This window comes from Elioraea tepida (assembly GCF_019203965.1).
GTDB classification, from domain to species: Bacteria; Pseudomonadota; Alphaproteobacteria; order Acetobacterales; family Acetobacteraceae; genus Elioraea_A; species Elioraea_A tepida.
Genome location: NZ_CP076448.1, coordinates 2,616,745 through 2,634,801 on the forward strand (window position 1 = coordinate 2,616,745; position 18,057 = coordinate 2,634,801).

Consider the following 18,057-nt stretch of genomic DNA (forward strand, 5'->3'; position numbering starts at 1 on the left):
TCAGCCCCCTGCCTCGATGGTCGCATCGAGGCCGATGTCCACTGGAGGCGCCCCCTGGGTGAGCCGCCCGACGCTGATGAAATCCACGCCCGTCTCGGCGATCGCACGGATCGTCTCGAGCGTCACGCCACCGGAGGCCTCAAGCGGCACCCGCCCCGCCACCAGCGTCACGGCCTCGCGCAGCATCGGCGGCGTCATGTTGTCGAGCAGGATCACGTCCGCCCCCGCCGCGACCGCTTCGGCGACCTGGTCGAGCCGGTCGCATTCGACCTCGATCTTCGTCAGAAGCGGCGCGGCGGCGCGGGCGCGCGCCACCGCCGCCGTGATCGAGCCGCAGACGGAGATGTGATTGTCCTTGATCATGATGCCGCCGGCGAGATCGAGCCTGTGATTGCGCGCCCCGCCGACGGTGGTGGCGTGCTTCGATGGCGCGCAGGCCGGGTGTGGTTTTGCGCGTGTCCACGAGCACTGCCTTGGTGCCGGCGATCCGCTCGACATGGCGGCGCGTGTGTGTCGCGATCGCCGACATGTGGGCAAGCAGGTTGAGGGCGGTGCGCTCGGCCGTCAGCAGGGCCCTGGCCGGGCCGGTGACGGTCGCGAGCGCCGTTCCCGACGCTGCGGTCGCCCCCTCCGCGATCGGTGCGTCGAAGCTGCATGTCGGCGCGCGGGAACGAAACACCGCCTCGGCCACGCCGAGGCCGCAGACGACGATCGGGTCACGAGTGCGCAAGACGAAGGTCGCACGCGCCCCGGCCGGGATCACCGTCTCGCTGGTGAGGTCGATCGCCCCGATGTCTTCGGCGAGTGCCGCCTCGACGATCCGGTGGACAGCCCCCCACTCGAGCACCGACGGCACCCCCGATTGTTCGTATGCGTATGAGAAGTGTGAGCCTCCCACGCCCGGGCCGTCAACGCCGCCCGAGGCGACGTGGCATCAGCGCGATGCCGTTGCCCAACGCAACGAGCAGGGCGCCGGCGATCGCGCTCATCGACCAGCGCCAGTCCTCGACCAACGATGACTGGATCAGGGAGAGCACCGGAACGACGACGAGCACATAAGCGGCCCTGTCGGCGCCGATGCGCGCCTGCAGGGTGAAGTAGCAGAAGAACGACAGGATCGAGACGGCGAGCGACTGGAACGCGAGCGCGGCGAGCCAGGGCAGGCTCGGCGGGATGGCTATCCCCTGGCCGCGCGCGAGGGAGACGGCGGCGGCGAACACCCCGCCGATCACGAGACCGTCGGCGATCACCGCGAGCGTTGGCAGCCGCGCGCGGGCGTTGCGAACCGCCGCCATGTTCGCGCACGCGACGACGCAGGAGCCCGCCACGGCGAGCAGGACGCCGCGCCAGGCCCCGCTTCGCCCGAGCGAAGACCATTCCGGAGCGAAGACGAGCGCGAGCCCAGCCGCCGCGACCGCCGCGCCTGCGACCACCGCACCGCTGACCGGCGTGCCGAACAACGCCCGCAGGCCGAAGGCGTTGAGCGGGATCACCATGGCGACGATCACCGCGACAAGGCCCGAGGCAATGAACGCCACCGCCTCGTAGAAGATTAGGTTGTTGATCGCGAACAGGCCAAGCCCTTGGGCGGCAACAAAGGGCAGGTCGCGCAAGGGGAAGCCGCGATGGCGGCCGCTTGCGCGCAGCCAGGCCTGAAGCAGGGCGCCGGCGAGGAGGAGCCGCCAAGCGACCGCAGGCCCAGCCGGCGCGATCTCCACCTGCACCCGGATGGCAGCCCAGCCCAGCGCCCAGAGAACGGCGGTGACGGAGAAGAGGAGGGCGTTCACCGGGAGGGAGCATCGCGCCGCGTGCGGCGTCAGGAAAGTCCCGTGCCTGCGGTTCGGCCCTGCGCGCCGGTCGCGGCGACGCTTCCCCCGATCACCCTCGACCGATGGCGCGGCGAGCCGGCCTCGTCGAGCGGTTCATTCGCTCACCGGCGTCCATCTCTGACCGGCAAATCGACTCCTCGACCGGTGCGCGGGCAAACACCCCCCGGCGCACGGGGAACGCGCGCCGGGGGCGGCCGAGGCCTCAGCGCGCGGCGAGAAGTTCCGGCGCGCGGATCAGGATGAACTCGTTGTCGGCGGCGCGGTCGAGCCGCCGGCCCGAGGAGAACGGCAGGTTGTTGTCCATGTTGACGAGGATGTGCGCGTCATCGACGGCAACCACGCCCTCGATCGTGAAGAACGGCATCGTGAAGCGCCCGCGCAGCGGCGGATTGGCGGCCGTCTCGACACGCGCGAGGCCTTCCGGGTCGGCGATGTCCATCAGGTCGATGTGGCCCAGCTTCCGCACGAAGCCGTTTGCATCCGTCTGGGCGAGGTCGACCACATAGACGCGCTTGAACCGTGCCGGGTTCGGGAAGCAGTCCGGGCGCGGCTGGTTCGGCGCGGGGCAGGCGAGCGAGGGGTCGCCCTCGCCGTCGTCACGCTCGATCACGAGCGCCCGCGTGGCGTCGATCATGTTGAAGTCGCCGATCGCCGTCGCCCCCTGCTCGAGCGCGTACTTGACGCTGCGCCCGGTCCAGCGTCCGGCCGCTGTGTCGAACTCGAGCACGCGGAGGAAGCGGCCCTCGGATTGGCCCTCGGCGGTGAGGATTGGCTTCTCGAGCATCGCCCAGAGCCGGGTTCCGTCCGGTGTGGCGGCGAGGCCCTCGAAGCCACCGCTGCGCGGCACGCGCCAGTCGCGCCCGGGGGCGGCCGGCTGCACGAGCCCGGGATGGTCAGGGCTGCGGAGCACCTGGCCGTCGAGCATCGTCTCGAACAGGCCGGTGACGCGGCCATCGAGCGTGGCGCGGATCAGGTAGGGGCCGAACTCGTCGCCGATCCACACCGTATCTCCGATCACCTGGATCGACTCCGGGTCGAAGTCGCCGCCCGTGAGGTAGCGCTCGCGGGTGCCCTCGTTGACGATCCGGAAGGGGATCACCCGGTCAGGGTCGCGCAGGAAGATGCGCTCGCGCACATCCACTGCACCGCTTGCCCAGTCCGGCATCACGCGCACGAAGAGTAGGAGCGCGTCGGGGCTGTTGCGCTTGTTGCCGAAGCCGTTATCGATGATCGCGTAGAACGAGCCGTCGGCGGCGCGGCTGCGCGAGAAGCCGGAGAAGCCCTGGAGCGGCTGTCCGATGAAGGGGAAGGAGATGCCGGTCGCGCGGTTGCCATGCAGCGCTCCGGTCGTTCCCATCACGCTCATCGGGCGGTCATTGCGCAGGTTTCCGGGCCCGGCGAAGCGGCCGCTCATCATCGCCTCGGCCGGGGCATCCGCAGGCGGAAGGTGCAGGCTGAAGGCGGGGAGCAGCGCATGGCCGGCAAGCCGCGCAGGGAAGCGCTGGTCGGCTTCGGCCGGCGTGGCGAGGATCGTGGCGGCGAGGAGGCTCGCGGCGAGGCCCTGAGCGGTCTGGCGAAGGCGCATGATCGTTCGGTCCTTTTCGGTGGATGAAACGCGCCGTGGGCATACTCGCGTGCTGTTACAGCCGCGTGGCCCGACGATGACGGTTCCGTTGCACCTGCCCGTCGCGGCGAAGGTCCCGCCGCGCCATACTGCTGTGAGATGACGGACACGCTGCGCAGCCTCGACCTCAACCTGCTGACCGTTTTTGCCGCGATCATGGCCGAACGCTCGGTCACACGCGCCGGCGAACGGCTCGGCTTGTCACAGCCGGCCACGTCCGGTGCGCTTGCACGGCTGCGCGTGGCGCTCTGCGATCCGCTCTTCATCCGCACCGGGCGCGCTTTAGGCTCCGGACTCATAACCGGCAAGTGACGGTTGCGGCGAGGTAGACGGCGCTGAGGAAGACGTCTGCGCGTCGGTCGTATCGCGTGGCGATGCGTCGGAAATCCTTGAGGCGGCAGAAGACGCGCTCGATCAGGTTTCGCTTGCGCCAGGCGCTCCGGTCGAAGGGGTGTGCTGTTTGCGGGTGGGGTTGTTCGGGATCACCGGCAGGATGCCGCGGGCGAGGAGGAAGCTGCGGATGCCGTTGCTGTCATAGGCAGCGTCGGCGATGCAGAGCTTGGCTGACGGCCAGGGAGCAAGCAGCGCCAGTGCCACTGGCGCATCGCCGTGCTGGCCGGCGGTCAGTTCGAAACCGATCGGGCGGCCAAGATGATCGGTCAGCGCGTGGATCTTGGTGGTCCGCCCGCCCCGCGGCGGGCCCCATCGCGGCTTGCCGCGATGGGTTCCGCGACCGCCCGATGGCTTGCGCGCGCTCCCCCCTTTTCCACCCCCGGCGCTGCGATGGGCCTTCACATGGCTGCTGTCGAGCAAAAGCTCGGCCGGCGGGCCGCCAGCCCTGGCGAGCGCGCGGAACACGCGCTGCCACACGCCCTTGGCTCTCCAGCGCACGAAACGGTTGTACAGCGTCTAGCGCGGGCCGTAGACAGCCGGCGCATCGACCCACCGACCACCAGAGCGCAGCACATGGACGATGCCGCTGATCACACGCCGGTCATCCACCCGAGGCTTGCCGCGTCTCTCCGAAGGCAAGAGCGGCGCAAGCCGCCGCATCTGCGCCTCGCTCAGAGAGACACAGATCGCTCATCCCGGTTCCCCTCCATCACCGCCAAGGGAACCACCCCGAAACACACCAGCCCGCGTCGCTCAAAGAACTTTATGAACACATTATGGGTCCGGACCCTAAAGCGGTTTTCCTACTGGTGTGAATAGCCGCAGTTGGTGATGTATTTTCGGCATTCGTCTGGGGCGAAGGCGTCGAGCACGCTGCCGATGGCGTTTCAGAGGCCATCGACGGTGCGGCGTGCGGCGGTGCGAAGCAGGGCCTTCAGCTTGGCGAAGAACTGCTCGATCGGGTTCAGGTCTGGGCTGTAGGGTGGCAGGAAGAGCAGGCGCGCGCCGACTGCCTCGATGGCTTCGCGAACGCCCTTCACCCTGTGGCTGCCGAGGTTGTCGATCACCACCGTGTCGCCCGGGCGCAGGCTTGGTGCCAGGAACTGCTCGACATAGGCGCGGAAGCTTGGGCCGTTGATTGCGCCGTCCAGCACGAGGGGTGCAACAACTCCGTCGGCGCGCAGCCCGGCGAGGAAGGTTGTGGTTTTCCAGAGGCCATGCGGCACGGCCGCGACGACGCGCTGCCCGCGCGGCCCGCGCGCCATGCGGCGGGTCATGTTCGTGCTGGCCCAGGTCTCGTCCACGAAGACCAGGCGCTCGGGATCGAGGCTCGGCTGCATCTCGCGCCAGGCGGCGCGGGCGGCGGCTACGTCCGGGCGGTCCTGCTCGGCGGCGCGGACCGACTTTTTTTCAGCGTCAGCCCAAGCCGCGCCAGCGCCCGCCAGACCGTCACCAGAGAGACCGCGACACCGCGCTCGGCCAGCAGCCAGCCGCGCAGTTCGCCAAGTGTGGCATCCGGCTGCGCAGCCACACGCTCGCGCAGCGGCGCAAGATGCGCGGCGATCTTCGACGGCGGCCGACCCGTCCCACGCCGCGCCACCGTCTCGCCCGTCTCGTCCCGCTGCTGGCGCACCTTCACGACGTAGGACGGGCTGACCATCAGCCGCTCGGCCACCTCGCGCACGCTCGCCCCGCCATCACAGGCCGCGAGCACCCGTCCCCGCAGGTCCGGCCCATAGGCTTGTCCCCGACGCCACCCCATCTCCGCCTCCAGCTCATCGCCAGAGGCCTACGAATCACAGATCAGGGCCGCGCCGGAATCCCCAAACCGATTCCACCAGCCAGAAATCGACTCTAACCAGTCCTCGCGCGTGCCGCCGTCGCGCAGGATCTGCTCCTCTTTCGTCAGGCGCAGTCGCCGAGCCTCGACCACGGTCGCCTCGACGATCTCACGGCGCATGGCGAGAAAGCTGCGCTCAGCCAACATCTCGTCGAAGCGCACGAACAACCTCGTCAGCGCGCCCGGGCGCATCAGCGGTTCGCAGTAGAGCCAGATCTGATTGGCGTAAGGCACGGCGCTTCCTGCAGCGCCACGCCCGCAACGCGCAGGACGCTCAAGCGGTCGCGCAGCTGGTCTTCGGCCCGGTCATCCGACAGCGTCTCGTGGGCCCGCAGCACGAGGATGCGGACTATCAGCACCGCATCCCAGGGCGGGCGTGCGCCGCGGCAGCGGTCCGCGCACGGCAGCGCCGCCCCCAGCTCCGCGCGGAACGCCTCGAGCTCCACCACGGCGCGCAGCCGTGCCAGGCAATCGACAGAGGCCGAACGCCACCCCAAGCGTTCCTTCACGTCAAACAACCCGGACTGTCCCGCCATCCGCCGCTCCCGCTGTCACCAGCAGAAGCGAACCAGCCCGCAGCCGTCAGCGCCAGTGGTTTTTCGAGGTGTCCTTTTGGTATTATGGTAGAGCACATGGTTCTCGGCTCACCTTCTTCCCAAGGACTAGGCACGGTCGAGATCGAGAGACATCACTGCGGTTCAAAACTGGGGCAATCCTAACCAGCGCACGATAATGATATCTGGACACCCTACTCTGAATCAGCAAGTAACATTTCTCTATTCCGAGGACGTCGAGGCTTCGTGGCGGTTTTATTCTGAAATACTCCGTTTGCCTCTGATCCAGGATCAGGGTACGTGCCGGATTTACGAGGCAGCACCGGGCGGTCGAGCCTTCCTAGGGATCTGCCGCGCCAAGGCGCCGCGGGCCACTATGGATCCTCGCGTCGAGGGAGGTGTAGTGATTACCTTCATCGCGGATGATGTCGACTGTTGGTATGAGTACTTAAAAGCTCGAGGGGTGGAGATCCCCTACCCACCTACCTTCAACGAGTTTTATCGAGTGTATCACTTCTTTTTCCAAGATCCGGCGGGCTACACGCTCGAGATCCAGCGCTTCGAACGACCCGACTGGGTAGATCCACCTTGCTAACTTTCAGTTTCTAAACATTGTTGACGGCAGCCAGGTGGCGATGCCCGGAAAGACGGTCACCAGCGCCACGGCAGTGCACATCAACAGAAAGAAGGGGAGCGTGTTTCGTGCGATCGAGAGGATGTTCTCCCCCGTTAGCCCTTGCAGGACGAACAGGTTGAAGCCGACGGGAGGCGTGATCTGCGCCATCTCGACAACGAGGACGATGAAGATCCCGAACCAGAGCAGATCGAACCCCGCCCCCTGGATGATCGGCAGAACGACCGTGACGGTGAGCACGATCATGCTGACGCCGTCGATCACGCAGCCGAGCAAGATGTAGACCCCCGTGAGTGCGGCGATGATCAGGTACGGGTGAAAGCCCTGCGCGCCGACCCACGCCGCCATCGCCGCGGGGATTCGGGTATAGGCCATCGCCTGTGTCAGAAAGGCTGCGCCGGCGAGGATGAAGTTGATCATGCAGGAGAGCCGGACTGCTCCCATCAGACTGTTGCGAAATGTCGTCAAGGTGAGCGTTCGCTCCCACGCCGAAAGCGCCAGAGCGCCGATCACGCCCATCACCGCGGCCTCCGTTGCGGTGGCAATCCCGCCATAAATTGAACCGAGAACAGCAAGGATCAGCAGCAGAACCGGGATCAGCGCGCCGCTTTCGGCGAACTTGCGGGCGAGCGACAAGCGCGGCCCGGGAGGAGGCGTAAGCCGCGGGTTCAGCAACGACCAGACCATGATATAGCCCGAGAACAAAGCAACCAGCATCAACCCGGGCAGAATGCCCGCGATGAAGAGCCGCACGATCGAGACATCGGCCGCCACCCCGTAGACGATCATGACGATCGAGGGCGGAATCAGCAGGCCGAGCGTGCCGGATCCAGCGAGCGAGCCGATCGCCATGGGCCGGTAATACCCACGCTCAAGGAGGGTCGGCAGGCTCATCTTGCCGACCGTTGCGGCCGTTGCAGCGGAGGAGCCGGAAACGGCTGCGAAAATGCCGCAGCCGATCACGTTCACGTGCATCAGCCGGCCGGGAAGGCGCTCGACCCACGGCGCGAGGCCGCGGAACATGTCCTCCGAGAGTTTTGTTCGGAATAGGATCTCGCCCATCCAGATGAACAGCGGCAGGGCGGCCAGCGTCCAGGACGCCATGGCCTGCCACACCGCCGTCCCTAGAACCTTCTCCACCGGAAAGGCGTTGAAGGAGGGGAAGACAGCCGGAAGGACAACGATGCCGACAAGCCCGGTAAGCATGAGGGCGAATCCGATCCAAATGCCGAGACCGAGGAAGAGGAAAAGGGTCGCGAGCAGGATGACGCCTGCTTCGGTCAGGGCGACGTCCATCGTCTCAGAGCTCTTCCGACGCCTTCTCGAGCGCCGTCTCGCTGCCACGCCGATAGGACGGCATGCCGCCTTGGAGCAAAACAACGAGGTCATCGATGAGCGCGATCGCAAACACGAGGGCGCCCGCCGCCATGAAGCTCTGCGGCATCCACAGCGGCACGGCCAGCATGCCCTGCGCCACTTCCTCAAACGTCACGCTGTCGGAGACAAGATCGACAGCTGCCCAGGCGAACAGAAGCGACATGCACGCTGCTGCCGCGAGGGCGACCGCCTCGATCACTGTACGCGCCCTGCCGCGCACGCGGCCGATCAGGAGGTCGACCCTGATATGCGCACCATGCCGGAAGGCATAGGCGAGCGGTAGCATGGCACAGGCGGCCATGGAGAAGGCGGTGAGATCGTCGCCGCCGGGCAGGAGACCTCCGACCTGCCGCAGCACGACCTGCGCAAGGATGAGCCCGCCGACGGCCAGAAGCGCGACAGCGCCGGCAATCCCACTCGCCCCGTACAGGGTGTCGAGCGAGCGGCGAAGCATCACCGCCGCGCCTTGGGTCAGGCAGCCCGGGCGATCGCCGCGCGATAGGCCTCGATCAGCGCCCGGCCATCCGGCCCGGCCTTCTGAAGCCACTCATCGACCATGATGTTGCCGATACGCGCGAGGTCTTCCATCAGCTTCTGCGGCGCCGGGTCAGTCACGATCATGCCGCGTTCAGCGAGCTGGCGTTGGCGTGACACTTCCTGCTCCTGCGCAAGATCCCAGCCCCTCTGTTCGGCACGTTCGGCAGCGTTCCGGATAGCCGTCTGTGCCGCTGCGGGAAGGCTGTTAAGCGCGCGCGTGGAGCAGAACACGGCGTTCTTAGTGCGCGTGAAACCGACCGGAACGAAGTACTTCACGTAGTCCCAGGCCTGGCTGTCGACCCCGGTAGCGGCGGATGTAACCATGGCATTCACGACGCCGGTGGCGAAAGCCTGAGCCAGTTCGGCCACCTGAACGAGCGTCGGGGTGGCACCCACAAGCGTTGCGAATCGTTGCGTTGCCGCGTTGAAGGTGCGGAACTTCGTCCCCTTCAGGCCCTCGAGGCTCGTCAGCGGCGCGTTGGTGTAGAACCCCGACTGGGGCCAGGGAACCATGTAGAGCAGGGTGAGGCCCTGGCGCGCGAACCGCGCCTGGATGTAGGGGCGCTGCAAGCCGTTCAAGACCCGTGCCTGCGTGAAGTTGGTGACAAGCATCGGAATGCCGTCGACCTCGAACATCGGGTCCTCGTTCCCGTAGGCAGAGAGAAGGATCTCGCCCATCTGCACCTGACCGGTCTGAACGCCGCGCTTGATCTCCGGCATCCGGAGAAGCGACGCATTCGAGTGGACCACAATGCTGAAGCCTGGGACGGCCGACTCGATCTCCTTGACGAACTCGCGGATGTTCTGAGTGTGGAAGTTCCCATCCGGGTATGGCGTGGCAAACTGCCAGCGTGTACGCTGAGCTGCAGCATCGGAGGGAAACAGGCCGGAGCTCAGGGCAGCCAGAGCACTGCCCGAGGCACCCAGCAGAAGTGAGCGGCGATCCATCACACGAAGCCCCCAAATCCGTCGTTGCGGGCGACAAACGCCCATTCACGCCAGCATGTCACAGAAAACGGGCCTCGAGCGCAAGGGGGTCTTGGAGGTATCAACGGCTGGAGTCACCGTCGCCCGAGGCCTCGGCGGCGTCGAAATGGCGCTTCACCAGCGTGAACAAGAACAGCACGAAGGCGAGGAAGATGACGAGACCGGCGATATAGAACGCATCATCCTTGGCTGAGGCGGCCATCACGAGGCCAACGAGCGCCATCAGCACGCCGAGGCTGCCGAAGATAAGCGAGGATGGGGTCATCGCGTCGTCTCCCTCGAGGTTTCGACGTGTTGGGGGGACTGCGGCGGCGCCATCTCGTCCTCGAACAGCACCCTGGAGGCGACCGCTTCGAGATCATCGTATTGGCCGCTTCGGACAGTCCAGAGAAATCCCGCGAGCGCGAGCCCCGCGAGCAGAAGCGACAGAGGGATGAGGAGGATCAGTGCGTCCATGGCACACGAGCCCTCTCGACCCTCAGCGCATTCAGGATGACGGTCACGGACGACGCTGCCATCGCAACGGCCGCAACCAGCGGAGTGACGAGCCCGGCTACGGCAAGCGGCACCGCGAGAGCGTTGTAGGCGAGCGAGATCGCGATGTTCTGACGCACCAGCCGCGCCGCGAAGCGCGCCACATCGATCGCCCAAGGGATGGACGCCAGGCGCTTGCCCTGGAACACGAGGTCGGCGGAGGCTTGCGCGATGTCAGCCCCGCTTGCCGGAGACGCGGAGACATGGGCGGCTGCAAGCGCAGGCGCATCATTGAGCCCGTCCCCGACCATCAGCACACGATGGCCCGCTGCGCGCAGCTCAGCAAGCCGTGCGAGTTTCGCACCCGGGTCGGCGCCCGCGCGCCACTGCGAGATATCGGCTGCACGCGCCGCAGCCTCGACGGCCGCAGGTCGGTCACCCGAGAGGAGTTCGACCTCCAATCCAGCCCGGCGAAGTGCTGCCACCGCCTCCCCTGCGTCCGCCCGCAGCGCGTCGGCGAAGCGGAAGACAACCGGGGAGCGACCGGGAACAGCAAGCCAGAGCTCCATCCCATCGCCCGCGATCGCGCCCGCGAAGCGTGCGTTACCGAGCCGAACCGTTCCAGAGGGCGTCGCACGCGACAGCCCCTGCCCAGGATGCTCGACCACACCCACCGCCGCCGCGACGCCTGCAGCCTGTGCCAAGGCCCGCGCAAGCGGATGGCGGCTCGCAGCCGCAAGCGACCCTGCGAGCACGAGATCGTCGTCCGACCAGTCGCCCGGAAGCAAGCTTGGCTGTCCGCGCGTCAGTGTCCCGGTCTTGTCCAGCACCGCGACATCGGCCTCCGCGAGGCGATCGAGCGCGGAACCTGATGCAATGAGCACACCACCTCGCATCAGCCGACCTGCAGCGGCTACGTGGACGGCCGGCACAGCGATCCCGAGCGCGCACGGGCAGGTGATGATCAGCACCGCGACGGCATTGACGAGAGCCGGCTGCCAGGCAAGATCGAACCACACCCACCAGAGCAGGAAGGTTGCGGCGGCGACAAGGTGAACCACCGGCGTGTACCAGCCTGCCACGCGGTCTGCCAAGGCTCGGATGCGCCCTCGGTCGGCCTCCGCCGCCTCCATCATCCGCACGATTGACGCGAGCACGGTGCTGGTCCCCGAGGCCGTGACACGCACGGTGAGCGGGGCGGCAAGGTTGAGCGTCCCGGCCTCGACGGTGTCACCGGGCGCCGTGGGACGGGGAATGCTCTCGCCGGTGAGGAGCGACATGTCGATCTCGGAACGTCCAGCGAGCACGACCCCGTCAACCCCGATCCGCTCGCCGGCAGCGACGAGAACGCGTTCGCCAACCCGGACGGCATCAGGGGCGCGCGGCCGTGCGATGCCGTCGTCCCCCAGCACCGAGACCGGAGCGCGACTGAGCGCAAGCAGCTCCGCCGCTGCTCGGCGAGCGCGTGCGCGCACTCGCCGGTCGAGGAAGCGGCCGACCAGAAGCAGCAAGAGCAGCGTCACCGCGCTGTCGAAATAAGCGTAAGGACCGCCGCGGACCGTCTCGGAAAGGCTCATCGCCGCGGTGAGCAGCACGCCGAGGCTGATCGGAACGTCCATGTTGGTCCGCCCCGCGCGCAGCGCGCCGAGTGCGGAGGTGTAGAACGGCAGGCCGCACCAGAGGATGGCGGGAAGCCCGATCAGCGCTGCGATCCAGTGCATCAGGTCGCGGGTCGCAGGCCCCATGTCGCCGCTCGCATGCCCCGTCCAGACGGCGACAGAGACGAGCATCACATTCATCGCGGCGAAGGCAGCGACACCCATCGCGCGCATCAGACGCCGGGTCTCATCGTCATCGGCCGAGGCAAGACAGGACGGATCGAACGGCGCCGGGGTGAAGCCAAGCGTGGCCAGCCGCGCGCCGAACGCATCGGCCCGCTCGGCTGGCCCGCGCCAGCGAATGGTGAGGCGACGCGTTGACAGCGCCTGCCGCGCCCAGGTCACGTCCGGCTCCTGCGCCAGCACCTGCTCGATCAGCCACGCGCAGGCCGCGCAGGTGACCCCGCCGACGAGCAAGGTGAGCTCATGCCCGCCCTTGCCGTCCGGCACGGCGCGCGCGGCGAGATCATGGCGCGGTGCGTCCGGGTCCGGCCGTGGGGGCGAAGCGGAGGCGCGCGCGTAAAACGCCTCGAGCCCCAGCTCCGTGACGAGACGGTGCGCCGCCTCGCACCCGCGGCAACAAAACCGATCCGTTCCTGCGGGCAGCGGGCGCCCGCAGTGCGCACAGGCTGAGCCGGCCCGGCCGGTCGCCCGCTCGAGAAGGTCGGTTTCGGTCATCGGTCCGACCGCCTCATCGCGCTTGCCTCACCTCGCCACGAAACGCTGGCGGAAATCGACCGGCCCATCACCGTCACGTCGTGCCTCGAGGCGAACCTCCCATTGCCCCGGTTTAGGCAAGGCGATCGGCGCGACGTATCGACCGGCCCCTGTTTGCGTAAAACTTAGCCTCAGCGGCTTCGGCGTCTCGAGCGGGCGGATCAGCACGGCGTCGAGCGACAGCTGGTCAAGCGGCGTCGAGCGCGAATCCTCGGCGATCAGCACCACGCGACCGGCCAGACGATCGGACGGACCAGCCTCCCACTCCAGCGAGAAGCGCCAACCGATGCGCGCCTGGCGCTCCGCTTCCGCGAGCACCTCATTGTAGAGACGCCCTCGCTCATAGGCACGGTCCACGGTCGTGCCGGTGAAGGTGGACAGAGCGAGCCAAACCATGACGGCATTGACGACGATGACGACCCCCATGCCGCCGACGAAGGCCATCGGGATCCAACGGTCACGTCTCGGCGAGCCAGTCGGCGCAGTCATCGCTTCGGTGCGAGGAAAACGCTCGCTGTCGAGACGACGGCGCGTCCGGCCTCGTCCTGCAGCACGAAGGTGACCGGCGTGCTTTCGGCAAGTCGCGCACCGGGCGCGGCCGTGACGTGCACGCGATGGGTCGTAACCCCATCAGCCCGCGTGGCGATGAGCGGCCGCTCGTCAGGCGCGCCGACGACGGCGATCGTCACTCCGGGCAGCCCCTCGAGGCGGAGATGGTAACTCGGCTCGTCATAGCCCTTGTTCCACACTTTGAGCGTGAAACTGTTGCGGATCGTGCCGTCCGAGAGAACAACGTAAAGGGGCGCACGATCGCGCAGAACCGCAAGCTCGGTTGTGGAGCGCAGAACGAAGGCGACGAGCATCACGAGCGCGACGGCGACAAGAACGGTCGTGTAGATGAGCGTGCGCGGGCGGATGACCCGCCATTCAGCTCGCGCTGCTGCAACACGCTCAACTCGTGCCGGGCCGGGCGGCACGGCCGAGGCCACCGCCTCTGCCCTCTGCAGATTTGTCAGCGTATCGAGGGCGATCAATCCACGCGGGCGGCCCACCCGGTCCATGATCTGGTTGCAGGCGTCGATGCAGAGCCCACAGCCGATGCATTCGAGCTGCTGGCCGTCGCGGATATCGATCCCGGTGGGGCAGACATTGACGCACTGACGGCAGTCGACGCAGTCGCCACGTCCCTCCCAGGTCTCGCCCTGTTTGTGCTTGCCACGCGGCTCCCCTCGCCAGGCGCGGTAGGAGACGACGAGGCTGTGCTCGTCGAGCATGGCTGCCTGGAAGCGCGGCCAGGGGCACATGTAGGTGCAGACCTGCTCACGCGCCCAGCCTGCGAGCGCGTAGGTGGTGAAGGTGAGGATGCCAAAGAATGCGTAGGTCCAGCTCCCCGCCTCGCCTGTGACGATGGCACGAAGCGTGGTTGGTGCATCGCCCACGTAGAGAACAAATGCCCCGCCGGTTGCTGCGGCGATCACGAGCCAGACGGTGTGCTTGGCGATCTTCCTGGTCCAGTAGGCGGCGTTGCGCGGGCCCTGGTCGAGCCGCAGGCGTGCGTTCCGGTCCCCCTCGATCCGGCGTTCGACCCAGAGATAGAGGTCCGTCCAGACAGTTTGTGGGCAGGCGTAGCCGCACCACACGCGGCCGAATAAGGAGGTGACGAGAAACAGAGACACAGCCGCGAGGATCAGCAGGCCGGTGACGAAGTAGAGCTCGTCCTGCCAGATCACGATCGGCCCGAGATAGAAGCGGCGGCCTGCGAGATCGACGAGCAGAAATTGATCAGGCGCATCGCCGGGACGCGGCCAGCGGATCCAAGGCGTGATGTAGTAGGCGGCAAGGGCCAAGATCAGGAACGCCCATTTTGCGGCACGGAACCGGCCGTTCACGCGAGCAGGATAGACCTTGATCCTCTTGGCGTAGAGCGAGCTCGGGGGGCTCAGCGGCGCCTCCGCCGGCGTCGTGCGTGTCGGCGCCTCGATGGTCATCGCTTTCTCTCAACCTTCCCTACTCGCCGCCACCAAGAGTGTGCACATAGACCGCGAGCATCTTGATTGTCGCCGCGTCGAGGCGACTGCCCCAGGCAGGCATCACCCCCATGCGAGGATTGGTGATCTGCGCGACGATCTCCGCTTTCGTTCCGCCGTAAAGCCAAATCGCATCGTTCAGCGCGGGCCCTCCCACAGCACGCACGCCCTCACCCCTCTCGCCATGACAGGAGACGCAGTTTTCCGCGTAGACCTCTTCGCCACGCCTCGCCGCTGCCTGATCCGTCGCGCGGTTCGAAAGGGACAGCACGAACTCCGCGACATCATTGATCTGCCCGCGGCTGAGAATGCCGCCATAGACCGGCATCTGGCTGATCCGGGCCTCCACACTCTGGGCGTTGCGGATGCCATGGACGATGGTGAAGTGGATGTCCTCGAGGCTGCCGCCCCAGATCCACTCATCGTCCACGAGCGCCGGGAAGCCCCCGGTGGCTCCCTGGCCGCCTGAACCATGGCAGCCCGCGCAGTTGTCGGCGAAGGCCACGCGGCCGCCCGCGATCGCGTAGGCCAGCAACTCGCTACTGTGCCTAATCTCGTCGAGGGAGGCGCCGCGGATCCGATCGAGGAAGGGTGCCTGCTCCGCCCTTGCCACCGTCATCTGTTCCACGATCGCCGCGCGCTGTGTCCAGCCTGTCAACCCCCGGAAATGGCCCGAGAAACCGGGAAACGACGGATACAACAGCGCCCATACTGCCGACCACGCGATCGTCGCGTAGAAGATGTAGAGCCACCATCTCGGCAGGGGCGTATTGAGCTCCTTAATACCGTCCCACTCGTGCCCGGTCGTGGTCTTCCCGGTCAGGCTGTCCTTCTCGATCTTCGTCGGCATCGTTTGCCTCGATCCCTTCAGCCCCGGTCCGCCGCGCATTGCGGCGGCGCGCCACAGTCGCCGCCGCCGCGATCGTCGAGTGGAATCCGACCATGCGCCTCGAGCCGCCTCCTGTTCCCCGGCCAGAACGCCCACGCCACGATGCCGACGAACAGCAGAACGAACCAGAGCAGCCATGCCTGCCTCAGGAGCCCGTAGTTCGCCGCAAGCCACTCCATATTCGCCTCCTACTGCCTGAGCTGCTCCGGGGTGACCTCGGCGAAGTTCACAAGCGTGCCGAGCATCTGCAGGTAAGCGATGAGAGCATCCATCTCCGTCACTACGCTTGGGTTGCCGTCGAACGCTGCCTGCACGGCCTTCGGATAGCGCGCAAGCAGGCCGGTCGCATCGGCATCAGGGTTCGCCTGCGCGATCAGATCGGCGCGCGCATTCGCGATCATCTCCTCCGTGTAAGGCACCCCGATCGCCCGGAGCGCCCGCAAGTGATCGGCGATCCCGTCAAACTTGAGTGGCCTCAGGAGGAACCCGTAGGGCGGCATGATGCTCTCGGGAACGACGCTGCGCGGATCGACGAGATGGGCGTAGTGCCACTCGTTCGAATACTTCCCACCGACTCGGGCAAGATCGGGTCCGGTACGTTTCGACCCCCACTGGAACGGATGATCGTACATGCTTTCGGCAGCGAGCGAGTAATGCCCGTAGCGTTCAAGCTCGTCCCGGAACGGTCGTATCTGCTGGCTGTGGCAAGTGTAGCACCCCTCTCTCAGGTAGATGTTGCGCCCGGCGAGCTCGAGGGGGGAGTAGGGCCGGACGCCCTCGACGCGCTCGATAGTCGTCTCGATCGTGAATAGCGGCACAATCTGCACAAGCCCGCCGATCGACACCGTGACAAGCGTCAGGACGGCAAGGAGGATGACGTTTTTCTCGATGACTTCGTGACGAATCATCACCATCGCTCCCGTCTCACTCGGCTGCCACCGGGGCGATTGCCCTTCGTTTCGCGGGCAGCACCTCCATTTCCCTCACTGTCTTCCAGAGGTTGTAGACCATGATCAATGCGCCGGTGAGGTAGAAGATGCCGCCAATCGCGCGGATGACATAGTAAGGATGCATGGCTGCGACCGTCTCGATAAAGGAATATTGTAGAAAACCGAACTCGTCGTAGGCGCGCCACATCAGGCCCTGCATGATGCCGGAGACCCACATCGCCGTGATGTAGAGCACGATGCCCAACGTCGCGATCCAGAAGTGCCACGCAACAAGCTTCTGCGAATAGAGCTCCCGCTTTCTCCACAGCACCGGAACGAGATAGTAGAGAACGCCGAAGGTGATGAATCCCACCCACCCCATTGCGCCCGAATGCACATGGCCAACCGTCCAGTCGGTATAGTGGCTGAGGGCGTTGACGGCCTTCACGCTCATCACAGGCCCCTCGAAGGTGCTCATCCCGTAGAAGGCGACGGCGGTCACCGAGAAGCGCAGCCCCGGGTTGGTGCGCAGCTTGTCCCATGCCCCCGAGAGCGTCATGATGCCGTTGATCATGCCGCCCCAGGACGGCATCCACAGCATCACCGAGAAGATCATCCCGAGCGTCTGCGCCCAGTCAGGCAGGGCCGTGTAGTGCAGGTGGTGCGGCCCCGCCCAGATGTAGAGAAAGATTAGCGACCAGAAATGGACGATCGACAACCGGTACGAGTATACAGGACGCTCCGCCTGCTTGGGAATGAAGTAGTACATCATCCCAAGAAAGCCCGCCGTTAGGAAGAAACCGACGGCATTGTGGCCATACCACCACTGGATCATCGCGTCCTGGACGCCGGCGGGGATCGTGTAGCTCTTCGCGCCGGCGAGGCTCACGGGAATTTGGAGATTGTTGCCAATATGCAGCATTGCGATAGTGACAATGAAAGCGAGGTAGAACCAATTCGCGACATAGATGTGCGGTTCCTCCCGCTTCATGATCGTGCCGACAAAGACGACGAGGTACACGACCCATACGAATGTCAGGAGAAGGTCGACGTACCATTCCGGCTCGGCGTATTCCTTGCCCGATGTTACGCCCATGACGTATCCGGTCGCGGCGAGCACGATGAACGTCTGATAGCCGAAGAAGAGGAACCAGCCGGCCTCCGCGCCGCCGAACAGGCGTGTGCGACACGTCCGCTGCACGACGTAGAGCGACGTGCCCAGCAAGGCATTGCCACCGAAGGCGAAGATCACCGCGCTCGTGTGCACAGGCCTGAGCCGCCCGAACGTCGTGTACTCGAGGTCGAGATTGAGCGCGGGAAAAGCGAGCTGCCAGGCGATCACCGTCCCCATCAGGAATCCGATGACACCCCAGAACACCACCGCAACCATGAAGGCGCGGACGACATCCTCGACATAGTCGGCCGACCGCGCGATCGCGTGACCGCCCGCCTCTTTCCTTATTGCCGCCTCTGCCGCCATGCTTCCCCCAGTCCCTCACGCGCGTGGCGAACGCCACGCCGGCCCGCTGAGCCGGCCCTCACGGTGCTCGTGTTGCGGCGGCGCAGCATTGACATGCATCAAGGTATC

The 18,057-nt window shown here is 66.3% G+C and carries 18 protein-coding genes and 3 pseudogenes; 2 read left to right on the top strand and 19 right to left on the bottom strand.

Annotation, left to right across the window (positions count from 1 at the left end; genetic code table 11):
* From nadC to KO353_RS12570, 3 genes and pseudogenes are all read right to left on the bottom strand, one after another.
* Positions 1–898, bottom strand: a pseudogene (gene nadC / locus KO353_RS17090) (carboxylating nicotinate-nucleotide diphosphorylase).
* A 10-nt stretch (positions 899–908) separates the two neighbouring features.
* Positions 909–1,787 carry a DMT family transporter gene (locus KO353_RS12565; RefSeq protein WP_218285069.1) on the bottom strand — a complete coding sequence of 293 codons (879 nt, stop codon included), beginning with the start codon at positions 1,785–1,787 and terminating at the stop codon, positions 909–911.
* Positions 1,788–2,031: 244 nt separating this feature from the next.
* The gene (locus KO353_RS12570; protein ID WP_218285070.1) at positions 2,032–3,414 is read right to left on the bottom strand and encodes an esterase-like activity of phytase family protein; all 1,383 of its coding nucleotides are present in this window, start codon (positions 3,412–3,414) and stop codon (positions 2,032–2,034) included.
* A gap of 138 nt (positions 3,415–3,552) precedes the next feature.
* Between KO353_RS12570 and KO353_RS12575 the strand changes: the two genes are divergently transcribed.
* Positions 3,553–3,765 (top strand): LysR family transcriptional regulator, encoded by a 213-nt coding sequence (locus KO353_RS12575; RefSeq protein WP_218285071.1) that lies wholly within the window; start codon positions 3,553–3,555, stop codon positions 3,763–3,765.
* On the opposite strand, the pseudogene KO353_RS12580 reads toward KO353_RS12575, so the two are convergent.
* From KO353_RS12580 to KO353_RS12595, 4 genes and pseudogenes are all read right to left on the bottom strand, one after another.
* Positions 3,749–4,506, bottom strand: a pseudogene (locus KO353_RS12580) (IS5 family transposase). The gene KO353_RS12575 and the pseudogene KO353_RS12580 sit on opposite strands and share 17 nt — an antisense overlap.
* 143 nt (positions 4,507–4,649) lie before the next feature.
* A pseudogene (locus tag KO353_RS12585) lies at positions 4,650–5,608 on the bottom strand (IS630 family transposase).
* Positions 5,609–5,635: 27 nt separating this feature from the next.
* Positions 5,636–5,920 carry a hypothetical protein gene (locus KO353_RS12590; protein WP_218285072.1) on the bottom strand — a complete coding sequence of 95 codons (285 nt, stop codon included), beginning with the start codon at positions 5,918–5,920 and terminating at the stop codon, positions 5,636–5,638.
* Entirely contained in the window at positions 5,878–6,222 is a 345-nt protein-coding gene (locus KO353_RS12595; RefSeq protein ID WP_218285073.1) for a transposase, read from the bottom strand. The genes KO353_RS12590 and KO353_RS12595 overlap by 43 nt, the downstream gene beginning before the upstream one ends.
* A gap of 196 nt (positions 6,223–6,418) precedes the next feature.
* On the opposite strand from KO353_RS12595, the gene KO353_RS12600 reads away from it, so the two are divergent.
* Positions 6,419–6,835: a VOC family protein gene (locus tag KO353_RS12600; protein WP_218285075.1), complete on the top strand. Its 417-nt coding sequence runs from the start codon at positions 6,419–6,421 to the stop codon at positions 6,833–6,835.
* Between the two features lie 3 nt (positions 6,836–6,838).
* Here KO353_RS12600 and KO353_RS12605 read toward each other — a convergent pair whose 3' ends face one another.
* The 12 genes from KO353_RS12605 to ccoN all read right to left on the bottom strand — a co-directional run bounded on the left by KO353_RS12605 (position 6,839) and on the right by ccoN (position 17,949).
* On the bottom strand, positions 6,839–8,170 hold the full coding sequence (locus KO353_RS12605; RefSeq protein ID WP_218285076.1) for a TRAP transporter large permease: 1,332 nt from the start codon (positions 8,168–8,170) through the stop codon (positions 6,839–6,841).
* Positions 8,171–8,174: 4 nt separating this feature from the next.
* On the bottom strand, positions 8,175–8,705 hold the full coding sequence (locus KO353_RS12610; RefSeq protein WP_218285077.1) for a TRAP transporter small permease: 531 nt from the start codon (positions 8,703–8,705) through the stop codon (positions 8,175–8,177).
* A 17-nt stretch (positions 8,706–8,722) separates the two neighbouring features.
* On the bottom strand, positions 8,723–9,736 hold the full coding sequence (locus KO353_RS12615; protein ID WP_218285078.1) for a TRAP transporter substrate-binding protein: 1,014 nt from the start codon (positions 9,734–9,736) through the stop codon (positions 8,723–8,725).
* Between the two features lie 100 nt (positions 9,737–9,836).
* A complete protein-coding gene (locus tag KO353_RS12620; RefSeq protein WP_218285079.1) occupies positions 9,837–10,040 on the bottom strand; it encodes a hypothetical protein in 204 nt (67 codons plus the stop codon).
* Complete coding sequence (gene ccoS, locus KO353_RS12625; RefSeq protein WP_218285080.1) at positions 10,037–10,231, bottom strand: cbb3-type cytochrome oxidase assembly protein CcoS; 195 nt, start codon at positions 10,229–10,231, stop codon at positions 10,037–10,039. Before ccoS ends, KO353_RS12620 begins: the two co-directional genes overlap by 4 nt.
* Positions 10,219–12,585 (bottom strand): heavy metal translocating P-type ATPase metal-binding domain-containing protein, encoded by a 2,367-nt coding sequence (locus KO353_RS12630; protein ID WP_218285082.1) that lies wholly within the window; start codon positions 12,583–12,585, stop codon positions 10,219–10,221. Before KO353_RS12630 ends, ccoS begins: the two co-directional genes overlap by 13 nt.
* A 27-nt stretch (positions 12,586–12,612) precedes the next feature.
* Positions 12,613–13,068 (bottom strand): FixH family protein, encoded by a 456-nt coding sequence (locus KO353_RS12635; RefSeq protein WP_218285083.1) that lies wholly within the window; start codon positions 13,066–13,068, stop codon positions 12,613–12,615.
* A gap of 41 nt (positions 13,069–13,109) precedes the next feature.
* Complete coding sequence (ccoG, locus tag KO353_RS12640; RefSeq protein ID WP_218285084.1) at positions 13,110–14,612, bottom strand: cytochrome c oxidase accessory protein CcoG; 1,503 nt, start codon at positions 14,610–14,612, stop codon at positions 13,110–13,112.
* Between the two features lie 19 nt (positions 14,613–14,631).
* Positions 14,632–15,501, bottom strand: coding sequence for a cytochrome-c oxidase, cbb3-type subunit III (ccoP, locus tag KO353_RS12645; RefSeq protein WP_218285085.1), 870 nt, complete (start codon positions 15,499–15,501; stop codon positions 14,632–14,634).
* Positions 15,502–15,518: 17 nt separating this feature from the next.
* Positions 15,519–15,719: a cbb3-type cytochrome c oxidase subunit 3 gene (locus tag KO353_RS12650; RefSeq protein ID WP_218285086.1), complete on the bottom strand. Its 201-nt coding sequence runs from the start codon at positions 15,717–15,719 to the stop codon at positions 15,519–15,521.
* 9 nt (positions 15,720–15,728) lie between these two features.
* On the bottom strand, positions 15,729–16,448 hold the full coding sequence (gene ccoO, locus KO353_RS12655; protein WP_407928195.1) for a cytochrome-c oxidase, cbb3-type subunit II: 720 nt from the start codon (positions 16,446–16,448) through the stop codon (positions 15,729–15,731).
* A 16-nt stretch (positions 16,449–16,464) separates the two neighbouring features.
* Positions 16,465–17,949, bottom strand: a complete 1,485-nt coding sequence (ccoN, locus tag KO353_RS12660; protein ID WP_218285089.1) for a cytochrome-c oxidase, cbb3-type subunit I — start codon at positions 17,947–17,949, stop codon at positions 16,465–16,467.
* Between the last annotated feature and the right edge of the window lie 108 nt (positions 17,950–18,057).